This window comes from Endozoicomonas sp. ALC020, from assembly GCF_049275935.1.
Lineage (GTDB): Bacteria > Pseudomonadota > Gammaproteobacteria > Pseudomonadales > Endozoicomonadaceae > Endozoicomonas_A.
Map to the genome: position 1 here is coordinate 108,718 of NZ_CP184830.1, position 23,698 is coordinate 132,415.

The 23,698-nt window shown below is 43.9% G+C and carries 12 protein-coding genes; 9 read left to right on the plus strand and 3 right to left on the minus strand.

Annotated features, from left to right (window positions below):
* The first annotated feature begins 127 nt into the window (after positions 1 to 127).
* The 5 genes from ACOJUO_RS00390 to ACOJUO_RS00410 all read left to right on the plus strand — a co-directional run bounded on the left by ACOJUO_RS00390 (position 128) and on the right by ACOJUO_RS00410 (position 14,640).
* Entirely contained in the window at positions 128 to 5,200 is a 5,073-nt protein-coding gene (locus ACOJUO_RS00390; RefSeq protein ID WP_422138626.1) for a hypothetical protein, read from the plus strand.
* Between the two features lie 385 nt (positions 5,201 to 5,585).
* Positions 5,586 to 10,742 (plus strand): hypothetical protein, encoded by a 5,157-nt coding sequence (locus ACOJUO_RS00395; protein ID WP_422138627.1) that lies wholly within the window; start codon positions 5,586 to 5,588, stop codon positions 10,740 to 10,742.
* A 190-nt stretch (positions 10,743 to 10,932) separates the two neighbouring features.
* Positions 10,933 to 12,195, plus strand: coding sequence for an SGNH/GDSL hydrolase family protein (locus tag ACOJUO_RS00400; protein ID WP_422134740.1), 1,263 nt, complete (start codon positions 10,933 to 10,935; stop codon positions 12,193 to 12,195).
* A 526-nt stretch (positions 12,196 to 12,721) separates the two neighbouring features.
* Complete coding sequence (gene dgt / locus ACOJUO_RS00405) at positions 12,722 to 14,170, plus strand: dGTPase (protein ID WP_422138628.1); 1,449 nt, start codon at positions 12,722 to 12,724, stop codon at positions 14,168 to 14,170.
* 152 nt (positions 14,171 to 14,322) lie between these two features.
* On the plus strand, positions 14,323 to 14,640 hold the full coding sequence (locus ACOJUO_RS00410) for a hypothetical protein (protein ID WP_422134742.1): 318 nt from the start codon (positions 14,323 to 14,325) through the stop codon (positions 14,638 to 14,640).
* 70 nt (positions 14,641 to 14,710) lie between these two features.
* Here the strand turns inward: ACOJUO_RS00410 and purL are convergent, their stop codons facing one another.
* The 3 genes from purL to tadA form a co-directional block, all read right to left on the minus strand.
* Positions 14,711 to 18,616, minus strand: a complete 3,906-nt coding sequence (purL, locus tag ACOJUO_RS00415) for a phosphoribosylformylglycinamidine synthase (protein WP_422138629.1) — start codon at positions 18,614 to 18,616, stop codon at positions 14,711 to 14,713.
* Positions 18,617 to 19,353: 737 nt separating this feature from the next.
* Positions 19,354 to 19,656 (minus strand): hypothetical protein, encoded by a 303-nt coding sequence (locus ACOJUO_RS00420; RefSeq protein ID WP_422134744.1) that lies wholly within the window; start codon positions 19,654 to 19,656, stop codon positions 19,354 to 19,356.
* Between the two features lie 111 nt (positions 19,657 to 19,767).
* A complete protein-coding gene (gene tadA / locus ACOJUO_RS00425; protein ID WP_422134745.1) occupies positions 19,768 to 20,268 on the minus strand; it encodes a tRNA adenosine(34) deaminase TadA in 501 nt (166 codons plus the stop codon).
* Positions 20,269 to 20,503: 235 nt separating this feature from the next.
* Here tadA and ACOJUO_RS00430 point away from each other — a divergent pair, with 235 nt between their 5' ends.
* From ACOJUO_RS00430 to ACOJUO_RS00445, 4 genes are all read left to right on the plus strand, one after another.
* Entirely contained in the window at positions 20,504 to 21,001 is a 498-nt protein-coding gene (locus ACOJUO_RS00430) for a type III secretion system chaperone (protein ID WP_317145613.1), read from the plus strand.
* A 110-nt stretch (positions 21,002 to 21,111) separates the two neighbouring features.
* Positions 21,112 to 22,443 carry a type III secretion system ATPase SctN gene (gene sctN / locus ACOJUO_RS00435; RefSeq protein WP_422138630.1) on the plus strand — a complete coding sequence of 444 codons (1,332 nt, stop codon included), beginning with the start codon at positions 21,112 to 21,114 and terminating at the stop codon, positions 22,441 to 22,443.
* Positions 22,444 to 22,448: 5 nt separating this feature from the next.
* On the plus strand, positions 22,449 to 22,910 hold the full coding sequence (sctO, locus tag ACOJUO_RS00440) for a type III secretion system stalk subunit SctO (RefSeq protein ID WP_422138631.1): 462 nt from the start codon (positions 22,449 to 22,451) through the stop codon (positions 22,908 to 22,910).
* Between the two features lie 27 nt (positions 22,911 to 22,937).
* The gene (locus tag ACOJUO_RS00445; protein ID WP_422138632.1) at positions 22,938 to 23,672 is read left to right on the plus strand and encodes a type III secretion HpaP family protein; all 735 of its coding nucleotides are present in this window, start codon (positions 22,938 to 22,940) and stop codon (positions 23,670 to 23,672) included.
* Positions 23,673 to 23,698: the final 26 nt, after the last annotated feature.

Below are 23,698 nucleotides of genomic sequence, written 5' to 3' on the forward strand. Positions count from 1 at the left end.
TCCAGTAATCGCAAAGCAGATGTTTTTAAAACAAGCTACTATTTACTCGCTAAAGGTTTCAGTAAAGAATACTCAGCCTGTGACGTTCAATAGATAAAATTTCAAGATATTGTAAGGCTTACTAAGTATGGTTTTTACAGTGTTGACCAAATTGAATAAAAAAAGTGTTCCTCTTATCGTTTTATCGATAAACCTGATTTCAGCGAGTGCGCTTGCAATAAACGAAGATCAAAAAAGCATACTAAAACAACTTACCCTTCAAGAGTATGAAGAACTTGATCGAGAACTTAGAGAAAAAAAATTGTATGTGCAATCTGAATATTACATAAATCAAGTGATGACTTCTATTGACAGAAGTAAAATAAATCTTTTTTTTAAAAGAAAAAACAGGAAAATCGCTAAGGCAATGGGGGTGAAGGCTAGTGATAATACCGCCAAGTTTGGTATACCTTACACCCTGCTAAGAACGTTTAATCTTGTTCAGGCAATGATTCATTATGGTAAAGTAGACTCTATCAACCAAACACCAATAACAAATATAGATAAAGCAAAACTTGATAAAAGTAATAAGGCAGTTAATGCTGTTGAAAAATATGTAGACAGATTAATATCAAAAAGAACTGAGCAAACGCCCATAACAGATATGAATTCGGTAAATCTGTTTTTTGAAGACCGAAATCTTAATCATAAAATAACGCGTAATATTAAGGGGTCAAAAAACAAAGACTTTGACTATGATTCAATATGTCCAAAAGACCATCCAGATTATAAAAAACACCTGCTACACTTGCGAGACGAATTTACAGACAAGAGACTACACCTAGTTCGCAAAGGAGAATTTATTTTGACCCATGTCAATATAATTCGGCAGGGAAATTTACAAGATGGAGATAAGATAATCTACCCATACCGCTTTAAAAGATTCAAACCTAGCGCAATATCACCCAAAAGAAATTCGGCATCCAGAGCCAGAGAAATTTATATCGCTATTGATAGGCTTCAAAACTTTCTTGAAAAGAGGTATCCAAAGAAGTTTAGATTCAGTATCAGTGAAGAAAATATGTTTAAGGTATCTCTGGATTTTGTAGCACCCTATGGTTGGTGGAAAGATGCATTTTTTAGAATAGAGTTTTATTTTGACAATATTGGCAACGAAGGACCAGACATTTATGTTCAATATGCACCAAGAGTATCCAATCTTTATGGACATGTTCTCTGTCTGATGCAAACTTATAAAAATTCTCAAAGAACCAGTGACGGCCCTCCCAAAATGTATGGTGGCATGGACCAGTGGTGGTGGCATCATTGTTCCGGACATGTGCGCTATGGATCGGAAAATTTTTCTGTACAAGAGCAGATTTTAAATGTTATCAACTTTCTGACAGCTGACTTCGATATAAGATCAGAAGGTATTCTTTCACATAATACTGATGGAGAGAAAACTCAGGATGTGATTACAAAAGAAATAATCAAAGTTAATACTCGGGCAAAAGATATTGAAACCTCTGTTTATGTTGAAACAGATCGTAATAAGATAAAAAAAAATGTACGTAAAAGAATAAAGCCAGACAAAGATCCAAGCTTTGATTATTTAATTATGGATGATGAGTTCGATAATGCAGAGAAAACAGAATCAATAAGGACTGATATATTTATTCCTGTCGAAATGCATGGTGAAGCTCAGCTTGTAGAACTTCACTCTACCTCGATTAAAAATTTTAATGATCTGATATATAAGACCAGAAAGTGTTCGGGATTTAAAATACCAAAAAATGTTGAACCCACTGTTTATTATAAGAATAAAGAATTGAACGAGCATAATTTTCAAAACGTTTTATATGACATTAGGAGCAAGAATACAAAAAAGAAGAAAAAAGAAGGAAAGATAAGAAATAATATCCTGACACTGATTGTTAAAGTCCCTGGTTATGAAAGGCTAGCGTTTGAAAATGCTATAGCCAGTTCGGTTAACTATTATGTTCCAGATAATCTTCGTCGACTGACGTACAACGACAGACATAACGAAAGCGAGGAAGTCGAAGACATAGCCAAGAAAGGAAAACCCATAAAATGGGAAATACATTTAGCTGAAAAAAAGAAATTGGCAAAAGCTAATACTATGCTTAACCATTACAAACTTATTTTACCTTTAGAAAAGCAAAAGACAACAGAACGCTACAGGGGGGGAGCTCAGTATGGAAGTTTAGCCAATGTCTGGATACCTACTATTAGTGATGACATGTCAGATGTTGAAAGAAAATTTGCTTTGATGTCAATGTACGACTTATCGAGAAATAAATTTAAAATTCCAAATAATCTTAAAAAAGACTACGTTTCAAATCTAGGGAATAACATTATTACCAAAGCACTACTAACACCACATAACGATGTGTGGTTGCCAAATCAGCCCCGTCTAGAATTATTACTGCAAAGAGTTCAGATGGCTCTCTTTATAAGTCACGAAAATTATTCAATGGCTAAGGAAAAAAATGTTTTTTTTGAAAGTCTCATCAGTGGAAATATTGATGAGAATGTTATCAAGGATTTAGACTTTTTTATTGGAGAACTGGCGCCAAGCTTGAGATACCTATCCAGAATCAATTATCCAGATAAGAGAGAAGTCGTTTATCGTATTGTTTTAAACTATCTCATTGAACTATGTGTCAGGACTCTGACCGCTAACGAATTTGACGCAAGTTCTGAAATAGTTAGAAAACTTATAGAAAATCCGGATCAATTTAGCATCGAAGACATCCACGCTTCCAACAAAAAAGGTTTTTCTGTAGCTTTTAATGCATTACAAATCGTTGATTTCCTTTTTGCAAAAACTATCTTTGATCCTTTTTATAAAGAAGCTTCTGATATTACTTTTTATGAGAATGAATTAGAGAGCCTACAGTTTAGTATCAGGGGTATGCGTAAAATTATTGATGCTGAGAAAAATCGCATTCAACTATTTTTCAGTCATATATTGCCAGCAGCAAAGTATTCCTCCGGTGATCTTGATTTTGAAAGCAATGATTTTTTAAATAAATTTACCTTAAGTATTTTGGAAAAGTTCTTAAGTCGAACAACAAATGAAGATATAAAAGCTTCACTGCAAGCTTTTCTAAACAAAAAAGAACAAAAGCCAGAGATTTTCAGTAAAGAAAAAACCGAGGAACTAATCTCTTTATTCAGGAGAAATACTCCAGAGCTTCTGATTAATGTTCCGAATGGACAAGGCGGTTTCAGGCAAACCTGTTACCATTGCGGTGAAGTTTATGAAACTGAAAACGCCATTAGAGGTAAAGGTCACAGTACAAACCGAAAGGCCAAAAAAGCAAAAGAGACGCTGGTAAGACCTTTTCATAAAGCCTGCATGATTGAAGACAAACGCATCAGGGAACAAGCAGGGCAATTATATAAAAAGATGGAAAAAGGATACCCCAAAACACAGATTTATGAACCCTACTATTCTCATCATAATCCCGTCCCCGAAGGTTTTAAGCTGATAAGGATTAATGATGATGGTAACTGTATGTACTCGTCCATTGCAGAGATATTCGACAGGAATGGACCGTCAGAACAAGCAGGCAAATGGAATCAGCATAGGGTAAGGCAGATTATGGATTATAACCTTCGTCAGATTTTTGACATTATTCAAGGTCATCCCGACAAAAACAAACTGCTGCAGGAGCTTGAGCTACTATTGGGGATCGATGCAGATGTTATTCTTACGCTACTCGATAACAATGTTATTACTGATTCAGCTTCATTTGCTCATTCGGATTCAGGCAGATTGCAACCATTTGACAATGTCCAGCTTATTCCCTTGCTAGTGCCGACACAGAGTATCTGGTTTCCGGTGATTACACAAGGTCACGATGGGCCTTATCACGAGATTTATGATTTGAAGCGCTGGGTCAATTTTGCTCCTAACCTTTTGGCTATGCTGTTACAAAACAAAAATTATACCTTTCCTGATCTCTCTGAAAGTCAAAGGGCAACACTTTTACAGTTCTTGTTAAAGCAGAATTTCGATCAAGCCATGTTCTTCGTCTCCCAAATTCTGATAGCCTTCCATAAGGCTTCAGCTTATCTTATTCATTACCCAGGTTCAGTGGGTCTCATGGAACACTTTGATGCAGCATTAAGCATTGATACTCTCCAGAATATAGAGGTTGATGAGGCTTTTGCGGCTCTTTCCATCGATGAAAATAATAAAAGAATGAGGTCAGATTCTGTTTCTTCGGGATCATCCACTGAGACTGACAGTGAGACTTTAGAAAATTACGACCCCCTATTATTAATGATTCAAACCAGTTTTGAGCTGATAAAAATTAATGGTGATGGTAACTGTATGTACTCGTCCATTGCAGAGATATTCAACCGGAATGACCGGCCAGGGTATGCAAGTGCATGGGACCAGCAAACAATAAGGCAGATTATGGATTACAGCCTGCGTCAGATTTTTTCCACGATTCAGGACCATCCTGACAAGGAAAAACTGATGCAAGAGCTTGAGCTACTATTGGGGATCGACGCCGACGTTATTCCAGCCGTTCTCGATAACAATGTCATTACTGAATCAGCCTCTTTCGCGCAATCGGCCTTAGCCAGATTGCAACAATTTGGCGATACCCAGTTAATTGCATTGCTGGTGCCTACGCAGGGTGTCTGGTTCCCGGTGATTACACAAGGTCAGCATGGGTCTCATCACGATATTTATGACCTGAGGCGCTGGGTAAGTTTTGCCCCTAATCTTGTGGCTATTCTGTTACAAGACGAATATTATGAATTTCCTGATCTCTCTGAAAGTCAAAGGGCAATGCTTTTACAATTGTTATTAAGCCAAAATTTTGATGAAGCCAGGCTCTTTGTCTCCCAAATTCTGACAGACTCCCATCAGTCTTCAGCTTATCTTATCCACTCCCCCAGTTCAGAAGCTCTTCAGGAACACTTTGATGCGGCAGTAAAGATTGAAACGCCTCTGAACATGGAGGTTAATTCTTCAAAAAACAATCTGAACGCTGAGTCTTTTGAAGATCTTTCCCAAGATGGAATTAACAAAAGAATGAGACCTGATCCCGCTTCTTCAGTTTCAACCAATGAAACAGACAGTGAGACACTACAAGACCACAGCCCTTTATCGTTAATGATTCAAACCAGAGCTGAAGCACTTCTTAACTTGCCAGGCACACCGGCCAATTTCATGTAAGTTATCAACCTCTCCGTACACTGAACAGTGTGTCAATAAAAGCCGGTTATCGGGACTATGAGGTAACTTTACCGGCTTCCCAGTGTCTCGCTACATGGTGTATCAGACACACTAACCAACTGGTTAGGTACTTATGATATGAGCCTGACCTGAACGAAAAATCCCACTGTTTGCTTCAGAGAATGGACAAAGATACCGCATTGAAGCGGCTGGTTATCGTCTTGTAATCCATTTGGCCCTATTCACCTAAACATCAGTTCCATTAATAGGAAAGCAGATGATTTTAAAACAAGCTACTATTCACTCGATACAGTTTTTAATGAGGAGTACTCAGCCAGTGTCGCTCAATAGACCAAATTTCAGAGAATTATAAGGATCGCCAGGTATGGTTTTTACTGCGTTAGCCAAATTGAGTAAAAAGAGTATTCATCTTATCTTTTTATCAATAAACCTTATATCAGGGAGTGCTCTTGCAATAAACGAAGATCAAAAAAGTATACTAAAACAACTTACTTTTCACGAGTACGAAGAAATTGATCGAGTACTTAAAGAAAAAAATTTGTATGTGCAAGCTAAATTTTACATTGATAAAGTGATGTCAGGCGTTAATCGAAGAAAAAGAAATAATTTTTTTAAAAGCAAAAATAGGGAATTGGCTAAGAAAATGGGGGTTAAGACTAATCATAATACGACCAAGTTTGGCATACCTTACACCCTGTTAAGGACGTTTAATCTTGTTCAGGCAATGATCCATTATGGTAAAGTAGAATCTATCAAACAAACAACAATAATAAATTCAGACCGATTAACACTTGATAAAATTAATAGGGCAGTCCGTGTTGTTGAAGACTATATAGACAGATTATTATCAGAAAGAGCTGAGCAAACGCCCACAGCGGACATGGAATTGATAACTCTGTTCTTTGAAGACCGAAATTGTGCAAAAAAAATAACGCGCATTATCAAAGCCAAAAAAAATAAAGACTTTAATCTTCAATCGCTATATTCAGTCAACCATCCTGAATATGAAATAGACATGCAACGCAGTCCAAACTGCCGGTCATTGCATCTGCTACGCAATGGAGAATTCATCTTGACCCATGTCAATATTATTCGGAAAGGAAACTTACAGAATGGAGATAAAATAATTCACACAGTTCCCTTAAAAAAATTCAAACCTAACCCAATATCACCCAAAAGAAATTCCGCATCCAGAGCCAGAGAGATTTATATCGCTATTGATAGACTTCAAAATTTTCTTAATAAGAGGTACCCAAAGAAATTTAAATTCAGTATCAATGAAGAAAATATGTTTATGGTAACACTGGATTTTGTAGCACCTTATGGTTGGTGGAAAGATGCATTTTTCAGGATAGAGTATTATTTCGACAATATTGGCAACGAAGGACCAGTCATTTATGTTAAATATGCACCAAAGGTATCCTATCTTTATAGCCATAATCTTTGCCTGATGCAGACTTATAAAAATTCTCAAAGAGTCAGTGAAGGGCCTCCCAAAATCTATGAAGGCTTTGATCAATGGTGGTGGTTTCATTCTTCCGGACGTGTTCGCTATGGATCTGAAAACTTTTCTGTAGAGGAGCAGATTTTAAATACCATCAATTTTCTGACAGCCGATTTCGATATACGATCAGAAGGTATTCTTTCAAAGACCAGGTATCTAACACCTCCTCAATTTGAAGGTATTCTTTCAGAGATCAGGTCTCTAACAAGCACCCAATTTCTTATCACATATGAAATATTCGAAGTTAATACTCTGGCAAAAAAAAACAACAATTCTGTTTATGTAGAAACGGATTACAACAAGATAAAAAGAAGTGTTAATGAAAGAATAAAAGATGGAGAAGACCCAGATTTTGATTATTTAGTTATTGATGATGAGCTAGATAACTCAGAGAAACCATTATCACTAGGGACAGATATTTTTATTCCTGTTGAAATGCACAATGAGGCTGAGATTGTAGAATCCACTTATACTTCGATAAGAAATTTTGACAATCTAATAAATGAGGCCAGGAAGAAGTCGGGATTTAAAATACCAGAAAATGTTAAACCTATTGTTTATTATAAGAATGAAAAACTGGATGAGTATAATTTTCCAAAGGTTTTACATAATTTAAGGAAGAGAAATATAAAAAAGAATAAAAAAGAACAAAAGGAAGGAAAAATAAAAAATAACATCATAACGATAATTGTTAGAGTTCCTGGTTATGAAAGGCCAGCATTTGAAAATGCCATAGCCAGTTCTGTTACCTATTATGTTCCGGAAAATCCTCGTCAACTGACGTATAATGAGAAACATAACCAAAGCTACCAATTCAAAACCACAGCTAATAAAGGCAAACACATAAATAACGATATAGGTAAACCCATAAAAAGCAAGGTAGTTAAACCCATAAAATGGGAAATACACTTAGCTGTAAAAAAGAAATTGGCAAAAGCTAATACTATGTTTTATCAATACAAGCTTATTTTTCCTTTAGAAACACAAAAGACAACAGAACGTTATAGAGGAGGAACTCAGTATGGAAGTTTTGCCAATATCTGGATACCCACTATTAAAGATGATATGTCAGACGTTGAAAAAAAATTTGTTTTGTTGTCAATGTATGACTTATCAAGAAATAAATTTAAAATACCAAACAATCTCAAAAAAGCCTCCGTTTCAAACCTGGGTAATAACATTATTACCAAAGCATTATTAACGCCACAGAACGATGATTGGTTGCCCTCTCAGGCCCATTTGGAATTATTGCTGCAAAGAGTTCAGATGTCTCTCCTTATAAGTCATGAAGATTATTCAATTGCCAAGGAAAACTACATTTTTTTTGAGTGTGTTATCAGTGGCAATATTGATGAGAAAGTCATCAAAGATTTGGGATTTTTTGTTGGGCACCTGGTTCCGAGTCTGAGATACGTCTCAAAAATCAATGGTCCAGATAAAGTAGAGGTTATGTATCGTATTGTTATAAACTATCTTATTGAAGTCTGTGTAAGGTCAATTACCTGTAACGAATTTGACAGAAGTTCTGGTATAGTCAAAAAAATTACAAAAAAACCAGAGCAATTTGGCCTGGAGGACATTTACACTTCCAACAAACAAGGTATTGCTTTAGCTTTTAATGTGTTACAAATTGTTGATTTCCTTTTTACAAAAACCCTCTTTACTCCTTTTTATAAAGAGGCTTTCGATTTCGTTTTTCATCAGAACGAGTTAGAAAATCTTCAGATTATTATCAAGGGCATGCGTACAATTATTGATGGTAAAAAAAACCCTATCCCACTTTTTTTCAGTCACTTGCTCCCTTCCGCAAGACATTACCCGGATAGTTTTAATTTCGAAAACAACGTTTTTTTAAATAACTTCACCTTAAGTGTTTTGAAAAAAACCGTAAGTCGAACAACAAATAAAGATATAAAAGCTTCATTGCAAGCTTTTCTAAAAAAAACAGAACAAAAATCGGATATTTTCAGTAAAGAAAAAACCAAGGAATTAATCTCTTTATTCAGAAAAAATACTCCCAGGATTCTGATTAATGTTCCAAATGGACAAGGTGGTTTCAGACAAACCTGCTGCCATTGCGGTGAAGTTTATGAAACTGAAAATCCCATACGAGGGAAAGGACGTCATACAAACCGAAGCACTAAAAAAACAAAAGAACCGCTGATAAGGCCTTTTCATAAAGTCTGTATGATTGAAGACAAACGCATCAGAGAACAAGCAGGGCAATTATATAGAAAGATGGAAAAGGGATACCCCAAAACACAGGTTTATGAACCCTACTATTCTCATCATAACCCCGTCCCCGAGGGCTTTGAACTGATAAGAATTAATGGCGATGATAACTGTATGTATTCGTCAATTGCAGCGATTTTCAACAAATATGAACCGTCAGGACAATGGAACCAGAAAACAATAAGACAGATTATAGACTTTAACCTTCATCAGATTTTTTCCATGATTCAAAATCACCCCGACAAGGATATACTGATAGAGGAGCTTGAGCTGTTATTGGGGATCGATGCCGACATTATTCCAGCGGTTCTCGATGATAATGTCATTACTGAATCAGCCTCTTTCGCACAGTCTGGGTCAAGCACATTGCAACCATTTGCCAGTGCCCAGTTGATTGCCTTGCTAGTACCTACACAGGGTGTCTGGTTCCCGATAATTACACAAGGTCACGATGGACCTTATCAAGAGTTTTATGACCTGACATACTGGATTGATTCTGCTCCCAACCTTTTGACTATGCTGTTACAAAACGAAAATTATACCTTTCCAGATCTCTCTGAAAGTCAAAGGACAACACTTTTACAGTTATTGTTAAACCAAAAATTCGATCGAGCCAAGCGCTTCATCTCTCAAACTCTGGCAGCCTCCCATCAGGCTTCAGCGTATCTTATCCACTACCCCGGTTCAGTGACTACCATGGAACACTTTGATGCAGCAGTAAACATTGTCACGCCTCAGAATATGGAGATTGATGAGGCTTTTGAAGCTCTTTCCAACGATGAAAATAATAGACAAATGAGGTCCGGTTCTGTCTCTTCGGTTTCAGCCAATGAGACTGACAGTGAGACTTTAGAAAATAACGACCCTTTATTGTTAATGATTCAAACCAGTTTTGAACTGATAAAAATTAATGGCGATGGTAACTGTATGTACTCGTCCATTGCAGAAATATTCAACCGGAGTGGGCGATCAGGACAAGCAGGCGACTGGAACCAGCAAATAATAAGGCAAACTATCGATTATAACCTTCGACAGATTTTTTCCACGATTCAGGCTCATCCTGAGAAGGAAAAACTAATGCAAGAGCTTGAGTTATTATTGGGGATTGATACTGACGTTATTCCAGCCGTTCTCGATAACAATGTCATTACTGATTCGGCCTCTTTCGCTCAATCGGATTTAGCCAGATTGCAACAATTTGGCGATTCACAGCTTATTGCACTGCTCGTGCCGACACATGGCGTCTGGTTCCCGGTGATTACACAAGGTCACCATGGGTCTCATCACGAGATTTATGACCTGAAGCGCTGGGTAGTTTTTGCTCCTAACCTTTTGGTTATGCTTTTGCAAAACAGCAATTACACATTTCCCGATCTCTCTGAAAGTCAAAGAGCAATGCTTTTACACTTGTTGTTAAAGCAAAATTTCGATCAAGCTAATCTCTTCGTCTCCCAAACTCTGACAGACTCCCATCAGTCTTCAGCTTATCTTATCCACACCCCCAATTCAGAGGCTCTCCTGGAACACTTTGATGCGGCAGTCAGGATTGCTCCCGACCGGAATATAGAACTTGATTCGCCACAAATCGCTCAGCTCGATGAGACTTTTGAAGAAATTTCTATCGATGGAAATGATAAAAGAATAAAGTTTGATTCTGCTTCTTCTGTTTCAACCAACGAGACTGACCCTAAGACTTCACAGGATTACAACCCCTTATCGTTGATGATTCAAAGGATCACAGGGGCATTCTCTACCACTTCAGTCACACCCACCAATACTCAGTAAGTTAACAACCTCCTACATCCTACAGCGAGTATCGAAAAACTTACCAAAAAGCTGGTAACCGGGATTTTAAAGTAGCTTTATCGGCTTTTGCATGGCAACAGGGCCAAAATAAAGATTAATACAACCGCACGGGGAGAGTAATCCACTATAATCCTCAGCTTTTTAGTAACTGCTCTATTAGGGTTTCAATATGATTCGTAGTTGGCTGGGTCTGGTATTACTGCTGTTGTCGTTACCCGGTTTGGCGTATGAAAAACTTTTTTATCCCAAATTCACCGAACGTTTTTGCTCGCAGGAGGCACAACCTGTCAGCAATGTCTTTGTGGTGGGTGACAGTAGCGTTGATTCGGGTAATTTCTATAACTACAGTCGATTCCTTACAGGTAGCGGTACACTGAATGAACGTCAAATGTCACTTTATCCCTGGAGCGGTCGTATGTTACCGGGCTTTATTTTTGGCAGTTTCTGTGGTGCCATACCGGGTGCCAATTATCATGGAGGGCGTTTTTGTGATGATCTGATGGCACCAGAGCTTATTGCCAGAGCCCTTTATCTGAATACCTCCAATAAAACCGAGTTTGTCGATCAGTCACATGGTGGCAGTACGGTGGTCGGTTTTTCAGAGGTGTTAACGGATTTTTTCTGGTCGTTTCTGTTTGGTGAAAGTCAGTTGGCCAATATCAGTTTTCTCACCAATAGCATCAGAGGTGGAAAGCCTATTCTGAGTTCGGTCGAGGAACAGATAAATCACCTTGTGCAACATCATGCACCCTTTTCTGAGGATCAGATTTTTATGTTAGCCGGTGGCGCTAATGATTATCTCAACCGTTACTGGAATTATCGTCTGGTGGTTGCCAAGCTGTCAGCGGCTATTGAAAACCTCTATGCCCATGGAGCCAGAACCATTTTCTGGGGAACGGTTCCCGATGTCACTAAAACCCCCTGTTTGCGCAATTCAGAAGATCGTCAGGAAGTACGTGAGGTGATCGTCAATCATAACCGATTGGCTACGAAAGCGTTTTTTCGGCTGAAAAGACAGTATCCTGACCTGTTACTCCTGTTTTTCGATTACAACAGAATGTTTGACATTTTGTTAGAACATGCCCGCCAGCAAGATGTTGACACTGAAACCCCCTGTCTCGATGTCACCTTCAGAGGCTGTTCTGATAATGCCCAGGTAGATATCTGCGAGAGTCACAAGGCGAGCCCCTGCAAAAACCGCAGTGATCATTTTTATGTTGATTCCGTTCATCCATCAAGTACGGTACAGAACTGGATATTCAACTTTAACTGCAAAATGCTGTCTATGCTCAACTATGAAGTGAAGTGCCCGGAGATAGATCGCAGGCTTGCTGACGATCTGCTGCTGCATTATTTTACCGGCAAGCCAGGCTATCTGGAGCGGGAATATGTTCAGTTGATATTTGAAGGGCGATGTCCGGCAGAATTCTAGCAGCCTGTCGGACTTAAGCGTCCGTAGCGAGGATTGCAAGAAATTGAGGATAAAAATCTCTGTTTCTGAGGAGAATAGAGAGCTATTTGACGAAGAAACAGGGATTTTTAGACCAATTTGCTGCCGCCGCACGACTGCATGGATGCAGGAGCTAGAGCAACGCAGGAGCAGTTGCCGCGTAGGACAGTCTTAAGTCCGACAGGCTGCTAGGAGGCTGACCGAGAATAGCGCCCGTAGCGAGGACGGCAGAAAATTGAGGATGAAAATTCGGTTTTGTGAGGAGAATAGCGAGCTATTTGACGAACAAAAGCGGATTTTCAGACCAATTTGCTGCCGCCGCAGTAGGGCAGACTATTCTCGGTCAGCCTCCTAGTCCAGACTTGAACGGCTGTTGCTTGAAAAGCATCTATAATATTCCCTTTCATTCCTTTGGCTAAAACCCTATGTCCTTAACCTGCTGGCTTTTAGCCTATAGAGAGCCAGGTCAAACCTCACCTTCAAACAGATCCTGCCGACTATGATCAGCATGAACTATCTGACTAAACTCACCTGCACTCGCCCAAGACTCAGTTCTGTCGAACCGGATCGGGACCTGTTAACTGAAACAGAAAGCAACCGGGGGCGAATCATTCAGTCAGCGGCCATACGTCGGCTGCAACAAAAGACTCAGGTTTACCCTCTGGAAACCAATGCCGCTGTTCGCAGTCGTCTGACGCACTCTCTGGAAGTGCAACAAACCGGTCGTTTTCTGGCACAGACGATTCTGCAGCGCCTGTCAGAAAGCGGCCAATTAACATCGCTGGGATTAGACAATCAGGACACGGCTTTTATAAATCTGGTAGAAATGGCCTGCCTGATGCACGACATTGGCAACCCTCCATTCGGTCATTTTGGCGAGGCGGCTATCAGCCGCTGGATGCAGGATAAAGCCGGGCTATGTTATGAAAAAGCGTGCAAAGGTCAGAAAGCCCGGTCAGCCTTACTGGAGTCAACCCTGCTGCCAGACTTGTCTATTTACGAAGGCAATGCCCAGGCGTTAAGAATTATTCATCACCTTCAGGATCTAAACCTGACCTATTCCCAGATGGGCGCGCTTATGAAATACACCCGTACGCCCTATGAGCCCAGACCCGACAAAGGCTCACCCGATGCCTATCGCAAGAAAAAGCCGGGTTACTTCTTTTCCGAAGCCATTCTGGTCCGTGACATCTGGCAGCATCTGGCTATCAATGAAGGTTGTCGCTTCCCTCTGGTTTATATCATGGAAGCCGCCGACGATATTTCCTACTGCATTGCCGATCTGGAAGATGCGGTCGATAAGGGGATTCTCTCTTTCCGCGATCTTCGCTTCAGTCTCTATGAAGTCTGGGAGGAATTTACTGAATATAACGAGTATTTGCCCAATATCATGGAGTCTGCGGTCAAGAGAGCCGGCAACAACAAGCAGGAATTTATTATCCGGCTGCGCACCCGGTTGGTAAGAGATCTGGTGGATTATGCTGCAAATCGTTATCTGCAAAAGCATCAGGCGATCTTTGACGGGACGCTCGATGAGCCTCTGATTGACGGCCAGTCCGACCAGCATCTGGCACTTCAGACCCTGAAAACCGTCGCTATTCGCTATGTCTTTACCAGCATGGAGAAGGAAACTCCGGAACTCAGGGGCTACTCTGCCCTGATGGGACTGATGGATATTTTCCAGCCTTTGCTGGAACTGAGCCGTGAAGAATTCGCCAGTCTTACTGAAAAAGATTCCAGCCGACATTTTATCGAGCAACGTCTTTACCACCGCCTCTCTGGCAAACATAAAATGGCGTATCACCGGGCAGTGAAATCATTGCCTGGCAGCAGTTACTCCGCTAAAGAACAGGATGAGCTGGAATGGTATTACCGGGCAAGATTATTGATTGATTACGTCAGCGGGATGACCGATCACTTTGTGTTGACCGAGTTTCAAACTCTTTCTGCTATCTGACTCATAAAGCATAAGTCGTCATTGTTCAAGCCTCTCACTGGAACTCTTTATTAGAACGAATGTCTAACAATTAAGCGTTCATTAAAAATTCAAATCAAATCCTGACTTTCTGGTGAACTGATCTTTGACTATTTAAAGAAGGAGTAAATTCTATGAAAAAATTCATTCTGGCAGCCCTGTTGGCTGCAGCGTCTACCATGGTTGGTGCAGAAGTAGAACGAACAAACTGGCAAACGTTTAGGGATCCGTGGTTCGACAGGGCCATTGAAAACTACTTTGACAAAGTTTCTCAACAATATTGTCTGGTGGTTTTAGATAAGGTTTCTAGTGGATATAATTCGCTTATGCACTGCAAAAGTGTCCATGAACTCTCAGAGCAAGCACAGAGAAACATTCTCGGCGACGCCTATGTACCAAAATCTGGCGCTGGCGCGTGTGATGCCTCTTCGGATAGTTGTCCCAAAAACTGATTTTTAGTGATTAAGCCGGATACTCATTGAGTACCCAGCTTAATCAATTGCTTTACTACTCGCCCAACATTCAATCAACCCAGACCCGGGCATTCCTGAACATTCTCATCCAGGGTGAATCTTCACCCCAAGTGTCTGGATACCAGCTGTTCTGAACCGCTCTGAATACCCTTTCCGGGTGAGGCATCATAATTGTCACTCTGCCATCTGCCGAAGTCAGACCCGTGATCCCTTGAGCAGAACCGTTAGGGTTGTAGGGGTAACGCTCAGTAGCCCGTCCCTGATTATCCACGTATCTGAGGGCCAACTGACCACTGGCAGACAGTTTCCGGATTTGGTCAGCCTTTTTGAACTCGGCGTAGCCTTCACCGTGAGCCACCGCAATAGGCATTCTGGAACCTTCCATACCTCTGAGGAGAATGGACTTGTTCTGCTGGACTTCGACCATCACGGTTCTGGCTTCAAACTGCTCAGATTGATTACGGACAAAGTGTGGCCAGTGCTCTGCACCCGGAATCAATTCATGGAGATTGGACAGCATCTGACAACCGTTGCAGACACCCAGGGCAAAACTGTCCGGACGATCAAAGAAAGCCGCAAACTGGTCACGGGCCATACTGTTAAACAGCACTGATTTCGCCCAGCCTTCTCCCGCACCCAGAACGTCACCGTAGGAGAAACCGCCACAGGCTACCAATCCTTTGAATTCTGTCAGGTTACGATGACCGGAAAGAATGTCACTCATGTGAACATCCACTGCCTGGAAGCCGGCCTTATCAAAAGCCGCTGCCATTTCCACATGACCGTTAACACCCTGCTCCCTCAGAATGGCTACCTGAGGTTTGCTGGCTCCAGTCGCAATAAATGGAGCAGCAACATCCCTATTGATGTCGAACGGCAAAGAGGCATGCAAACCTGTGTCGCCGTCATCCAGCAGGTTATCAAATTCCTGACGGGCACATTCAGGATTATCTCTCAGAGCCTGCATGCGATAGCTGGTTTCAGCCCACCAGCGCTGGTATTTAACCCGGCTTTCGCTACTGATCAGCTCGCCATTGAAGACCAAGTTGATGCGCTGATCCGGTCTCAGGGAAGCAATGGTATGTACGCAGGAGGCCAGACCCAGGCTTGCCAGGATATCTTTAACTTTACCTTTGTCTGCACGACGAACCTGCAGAACGGCGCCCAACTCTTCGTTAAACAGGGCCGGGATAATGGCCGCTTCATTGCCTGCCAGTTTATTCAGATTCACCTCAATTCCGGTGTGACCGGCAAAGGACATCTCAACCAATATGGTAAAGAGACCACCGTCTGAACGGTCGTGGTAAGCCAACAGCAGGTCTTCTTCCAGACATTGCTGGATGGCAGTAAAGAACCCTTTGAGGTCTTGCGCAGAAGAAACATCAGGCGCCACATCACCAATCTGGCCATAAACCTGTGCCAGAGCAGAACCACCCAGACGGTTTTGGTCACGACCCAGATCCACCAGCAACAGATCAGTCTCACCTTTATCGGTGCGCAGCTCTGGCGTAACGGTCTTGCGGATGTCTGTTACGGGAGCAAAAGCCGAAATCACCAGCGACAGAGGCGAGGTAACACTCTTTTCTAAATCGCCGTCTTTCCAGCTGGTGCGCATGGACATAGAGTCCTTGCCTACAGGAATAGCAATACCCAGTTCCGGGCAGAGTTCCATACCAACCGCTTTACAGGTTTCATAGAGTCTGGCGTCTTCACCCGGATGACCGGCAGCGGCCATCCAGTTTGCCGACAGCTTGATATCACCCAGCTTGCCAATACGGGTGCTGGCGATGTTGGTAATCGCTTCACCGATCGCCATACGACCTGAGGCAGGCGCATTGACCAGAGCCAGAGGGGTTCTCTCCCCCATGGACATAGCTTCACCCGTGAAGGTATCAAAAGCAGTAGCGGTGACCGCACAGTCAGCAACAGGAACCTGCCATGGGCCAACCATCTGCTCACGGGCTACCAGACCGGTAATAGAGCGGTCGCCAATAGTAATCAGGAAGTTTTTGCTGGCGACGGTTGGCAGCTTGAGAACTCGCTCAGACGCTTCTTCCAGAGTCACACCGGAAAGGTCCAGTGCATCCTGTTGAATAGTTTCTGCCTGCACATCACGATGCATGCGGGGAGGTTTGCCCAACAGAACGTCCAGAGGCATATCCACTGGCTTGTTATCAAAGTGGCTGTCTTCCACCAACAGGTTTGGCTCTTCAGTGGCCTCACCCACAACGGCATAGAGACAACGCTCTCGTTGACAGATGGCTTCAAACAGCTCCATATTTTCTGGAGCTACCGCCATCACATAACGTTCCTGGGATTCATTACACCAGAGCGCCAGGGGGGACATGCCTGGCTCATCATTCAGAATATCCCTGAGCTGGAAGCGACCACCACGGCCACCATCGCTGACCAGTTCTGGCAGCGCATTGGACAGGCCACCCGCACCCACGTCGTGGATAAAGACGATGGGGTTTTCATCACCCAGCTGCCAGCATTGGTCAATCACTTCCTGGCAACGACGCTCCATCTCGGGGTTATCACGCTGAACGCTGGCAAAATCCAGATCTTCCTGACCTTCACCGGAAGTCATGGAAGAGGCTGCACCACCCCCCAGACCGATCTGCATGGCCGGACCACCCAGAACAATCAGCTTGGCGCCAACGGGAATATCAGCTTTCTCAACATGAGCGGCGCGGATATTACCCAGACCACCTGCCAGCATGATGGGCTTGTGGTACCCCCTCACTTCTTCGCCAGCAGAGCCTTTGGCTGTGGCTTCAAAGGTACGGAAGTAACCGCAAAGGTTTGGACGACCAAACTCGTTGTTAAAGCCTGCACCACCCAGAGGACCTTCCAGCATAATATCCAGGGCAGTCACGATCCGATCCGGCTTGCCGTAGTCTTTTTCCCAGGGCTGTTTGTAGCCGGGAATATTCAGATTGGATACCGAGAAACCGGTCAGCCCCGCCTTTGGCTTGGAGCCTCGACCAGTAGCCCCTTCATCACGGATCTCACCACCGGCACCGGTAGCAGCACCGGGCCAGGGCGAGATGGCCGTTGGATGGTTGTGTGTTTCCACTTTCATCAGGATATGAATGTCTTCCTGATGATACTGGTAATCTTTCTTTTCAGGAGACGGGAAAAAACGCCCGGCTCTGGAGCCTTCAATAACAGAGGCATTGTCTTTATAGGCCGAGAGCACACCTTCACTGCTCATAGTGTGGGTGTTACGGATCATCTGGAACAAAGAATGATCTTGCCGCTCACCGTCAATGGTCCAGGTCGCGTTAAAAATCTTATGGCGGCAGTGCTCGGAGTTAGCCTGGGCAAACATCATCAGCTCAACATCAGTGGGGTTCCTGTCCAACCCCTCATAGCTGGTGACCAGATAATCGATTTCATCTTCTGCCAGAGCCAGTCCAAGGGACTGGTTGGCGGCAACCAGAGCCTCACGTCCGCCTTCAAGAATATCCACACGGGTCAGGGGCGCTGGCTCGGTTTCTGCAAAAAGAAGCTCTGTTTCTCTGGCATCAGCCAACACAGCCTCGGTCATGCGGTCATGAATCAGGCTGGATACCACTTCTTTCTGGTGTTCACTGAGGCCTTCTTCGGCATACACATAGTAAGCCAAACCGCGCTCAATACGGTGAACCTTGCTGAGACCACAATTTTCAGCAATGTTGGTGGCTTTGCTGGACCATGGGGAAATAGTGCCTGGACGGGGTACGACAAGAAACAAAGTGCCTGAGCACTCACCTTCCTGCATCCGGGGACCGTAGGTCAGCAGCTGTTTCAGAACTTTCAATTCCTGGTCGGACAATGCCTCGTCGACCCGGGCAAAGTGCTGGTATTCAGCAAAAACACCGGTAATTTCGGGGATCCTGTGTTGCAGGGTTTCAAGCAGCTTTTGGCTACGAAACGGCGAGAGAGCCGGAGCACCACGCAAAATGAGCATGTTAAAAACTGTCCTCAACTGGACTCAGGGAGATAATCAGGGGCGCTATGATAATCGAAACCCAGGTATGGAAACCAGTGATTGATCTATGGATCTTGGCAGGTTTTCCCTTCAATGGTTCATCTATCTGTGACACTCCCCGCCTTGTCAGGCGAGGCTTCTGACTTCACAGGCTACAACCAGCCTATAGCGACTGGACTTACACAGAAGCCTCCATCAGCAGTAACCGGGTGCCCCTCGGTTATTTATTGGTCTTTTGTTTGATTTGCCGCAGCCTTAACGGGTCACTCAGGTATGGGCTCGTCTGGTTCTTCAAGGGCGGTTGGGCAGTTGTCTCTGCCTTAATTTTTTGTTAACAGTGCTTGATTTTCGTCACCGTGAGTCTCTGCATAGAGACAGACCGATGGAAAATATAACCAACTACATACAAATGCTCAACCGGAACGCTCTGCGTTCCCATCTTATATCCCCGCCCGATTGAGGGTGTCGCAAAAGGTCAATTAAAACGCTTCAAGCTTCAAACCGTCATCTCCGCGAAGGCGGAGATCCACTGCTCGTGGTGGGTTCCCGCCTGCGCGGGAACGACGATCTTGATATATCCTGCTGACCATACCCTTTTGCGACACCCTCGATTGGGCGAGGGTTTACGACGATTTTGCTAAAAATGCAGCTTGAGTGTACTTTCAGAGATAAATGTGAACTGAGTATTTCTTCCGTCCGGGTTAACACACTGAAATTCAGTTTTTGGGACAATAGCCTTTAGAAACTCCGCTTTCGCCAACGCAGGATTTTGGTACGTACATGTTGCCAAGAATGTTTCTTTGAGCCCGCTCTGAAAACTTATGGATAGGTTTGCAATCCAAAATCGAATGTTTAGGGTCAACAACCAGCAGACAGTACTGTTCAGACACTGTGTCAAAATAACTTGTCATGGTTCTTGAGTCCCAATCACTCAATAGCTTTCGTTCAATTTCTCGTATTTCTGCAGCAGCCATGATAGGTGCTACAACCAGTGGGATCGCCAGAATAAGTTTTTTCATCAAAATGTACTCCTATTCACAAAGATAAGTTCACCCAAAAGTCAGGATTTGGGCTGCTCTTTCAATGAAAGGCTAATTCTAGGACAGTCCCTCTTAATAAAAAGTTTCATCTCAGCACAACCTCAAGCGCCTCTTCTCTGCTTTCTTGGCCTCACGTCGGGCTCTGAAAAAGGAGGAAATGATTTCGCTGCACTCCTCTTCAAGGACTCCGGGAGTCATTTCCACCCGATAGTTCACATAGGGCAGCTCTAAAGTCCGGTTCTGACTGACCAGAGCCCCTGCCTTGGGCTCCAGAGCACCAAAGATCACTCGTTTTACCCGACTATGGATAATTGCTCCGGCACACATGGTGCAAGGCTCAAGAGTCACGTAGAGTTCACAATCCACCAACCGGTAGTTGTTGAGAGTGGCAGCCGCTTCCTGCAGGGCGAGCACCTCGGCATGGGCCACCGGATTGCAGCCACTGATGGGCTGGTTATACCCTCGACCTATGATTTCGCCTCCCCTGACCACAACGGCCCCGACCGGAACTTCGTCTTTTTCCCGGGCTTTTTCTGCTTCCTTCAGGGCCTCGCGCATCCAGAGGCTATCGGTACTGTTTTGATCTGCCAAAAAAGAATCTCACTACTCAGGGAATAAAACTGCCATGAGCTGAATATTTAAAAAAAGTTGAAACAAGTATACAGACGTTCGTCACTTTGACCGATAAAAACTCTAATCGGGTCTTGGAGTTCCCCAGAGCAGGTAATCAGGAATTCTCCAACGCAAGACAAAAGAGCGATATATACTGAAAGTTACTTATCGTTATTTCAGTTTCTGACTAAGAACCATTGGAGGGTCTGTTCGAATGAGTTACAAGCAAAATGTAGAAGAGAATATACAGCATTTTGCAGAGAGCATCGGTCTGGGTGAGCTCAGCTTGAATGAACACGATGCCTGTGGTCTCTGTTTTGATGACACCCTGATCGTAAACATGGAATACCTGGAAGAAGACGAAGCTCTGGTATTCGTTTCTTCAGTAAAACCCATGGACGCTCACGACGACGCCAAAACCAGCCTGTATGAAAAGCTCCTGTCACTCAACCTTCAGCATCACAGTATGCAGGGTGCCTTCCACGCCCTGAACCATGACAAGTCTGAAATTCTGCTGATTCGCTCTATGCAGGCTTCATCGGACTACGGTAACTTTGAATCCACTCTGGAGAAGTTCGTCAACACGCTCGAGTGGGTGATCTCCGAAGTGAATAATACGGAAAGCGATGGGACTGCCCCACCTAAAGATAGTGGCCCAAAGCCCCCTCCCACCGCTCCTGGCGGACCCGGAGACATGGGCATGATGGTCTGACTCTTGATCAACACATCAAAAAAGAGGGCTTATTCAGCCCTCTTTTGCTTTCTAGCTGATCAAACCCTATAGGGCGACAAAAGCAACGACTGGCAGAGGAGACAGGGATCGTGGCCGAAGCACTTAACTACCTCACTTCAGCGCTTCAAAATGCGGTTGAAAGCAGTCGGCTATTAGATATTCGTGGCCGTGTTACCGAAGTACAGGGCATGATCATCAAGGCGGCGGTTCCCGGTGTCAAGATTGGCGAGTTGTGTGAGCTGGTGACTCCAAACGATGACAAAACCAGCTATGCCGAGGTGGTAGGCTTTCAGGGTCACGAAACAGTACTCTCCCCCATGGGTGAAATCATGGGTATCTCCTCCACGACAGAAGTAATTCCTACAGGTAAGGTTCACCATGTGGGCGTTGGCTCTCATCTTCTGGGTCACGTGCTTGATGGTATGGGAAACCCTCTGAATCCGGCAGCCTTCGAAGGCGTGGAACCTGAAACCTGGTATCCGGTTTATGCCGACAGCCCTGACCCGATGACCCGCCAGATCATTGATAAACCCTTACCTCTGGGCTTGAGAGTTCTGGATGGTGTCCTGACCTGCGGAGAAGGACAGCGTATGGGTATCTTCGCAGCCGCTGGTGGCGGTAAGAGTACGCTGCTCTCAATGCTGGTGAAAGGCGCTGAGGTTGATGTCACCGTGCTTGCGCTGATCGGTGAAAGGGGACGGGAACTCAGGGAGTTTATCGAGCATGATCTCGGCCCGGAGGGCGTCAAGAAGTCCGTTATCATCGTTGCCACTTCGGATAAATCTTCCATGGAAAGAGCCAAGGCTGCCTATACCGCCACGGCTGTCGCAGAGTATTTCAGAGACAAAGGCAAAAAAGTTCTGCTGCTGATGGATTCCGTCACCCGTTTTGCCCGTGCCCAGCGTGAAATAGGGCTGGCAGCCGGTGAGCCACCTACCCGTCGGGGTTTTCCACCTTCGGTCTTTGCCACGCTTCCCAAGTTAATGGAACGTGCCGGTATGTCAGATACAGGCTCAATCACGGCGCTCTATACAGTACTGGTAGAAGGCGATGACATGACTGAACCGGTAGCGGATGAAACCCGATCCATTTTGGACGGTCATATTATCCTTTCCAGAAAACTGGCTGCCGCTAACCATTACCCTGCTATTGATGTTCTATCCAGCGCCAGCCGTGTCATGAATGCCATCACCCCGGAAGAGCACAAAGCCGCTGCGGGCAAACTCAGGGAACTTCTGGCCAAGTTTGATGAGATTGAACTGCTGGTTAAGGTCGGTGAGTACAAACCGGGTTCAGATCCGGTGGCTGATGAAGCCTTGCGGAAAATAGACGCCATACGAACCTTTCTGAAGCAGCGCACCGACGAATTCAATGACTATGACACGACCATCCAGCAGCTGCGTCACGTCGTTGGAGTCTGATCTGAATGCTGCACGAACTTCTCAAGGTTAAGCAGATTCGTGAAAAGTCTGCTCAGGACCAGGTGCGTAAGTGTGAATACCGTTTGGAACAGGCTCAGCTGGAAGTCAAAAACAAAGAGCAGGAACTGGAAGAGTACATTGACTGGCGCTGTAAAGAAGAACAAAGGCTCTACGATAACATTATCAATACCGAGGTAAAGCAGAACGAACTGGATCAGCTGAAAGCCAATGTAGCCAGGATGCGTGAAAAGGATGTACTGCTGGAACAGGCCATCAACGAAGCCAGACAGGATGTCGAGAAGGCCAAAGAGCAGCTTGAACAGGCCCGTGAAGATCATATGAAAGCCATGCAGGCTGTGGAAAAGTTTGAAGAGTTTACCAAAGTTCAGGACCAGGAAGCCGCAAAAGAAGCCGCTCGCCTCGAAGACCTGGAAATGGAAGAATTTACTGTTCGCCCGAAATCCTAGGGTCTACAGATCGCAAGGAGGCCAATTATGCAGCCCACCAACGCTAATCAGAATGTTCAGCAGAATAACAACAACCAGCCTACCCAGAATCAGAGCCAGAAGGTGTCTGAGGATCAGGCTTCTGACTTTTCCAAAAAGATGAAAAAGAAGGAAGACCCGAAAAGCGCCAAAGGGGAATCCAAAGACGGTCAAAGCCTTGAAAGCCTGATGGCAGAACGCAGAAAAAGTGCCAAGGAAGCCCTGGAAGGCAAGTTTAAAGATCAGGGCAATGGTCGTGAAGGTCAGAAAGGCCAGGAAGAAGGTGCCATGAAGTCTATGCTCGACGGCAGTGACCATGTGATCGGTCAGGTCAGGGAAACTCAGCAGGCCTCAGAAACTCAATTGAAAAGCATCCAGGCGGTCACTGGCCCCAAAGAGATCAATGAAGTCATCAACAAGCTGGTTGATAAAATCATGGTGTCTTCAAAAGACGCTATCCAGGGTGCCGAAGTTCGAATTACTCTGAAAGACAATATTCTGCCGGGCACGGAAATCCGCATTCAGAGAGTATCTGGTGAACTGCAGGTCACCATGAATACCTCCTCAGCAGATTCCCACAATTTTCTGGTAGCCAACGAAGCCAGCTTGATGAAGAATCTGGAAAAGCTGGGCGAAAAAGTTCAGGTCAACATCAACCTGTCTGGCGATGGCAACGAACAGAATGACGGTCGTTCCCAACAGGAGTACGTGGGTGAAGAAGATCAGGAAGACAATGATTCCTAGTCGGACTTAAGACTGTCCTACTGCGG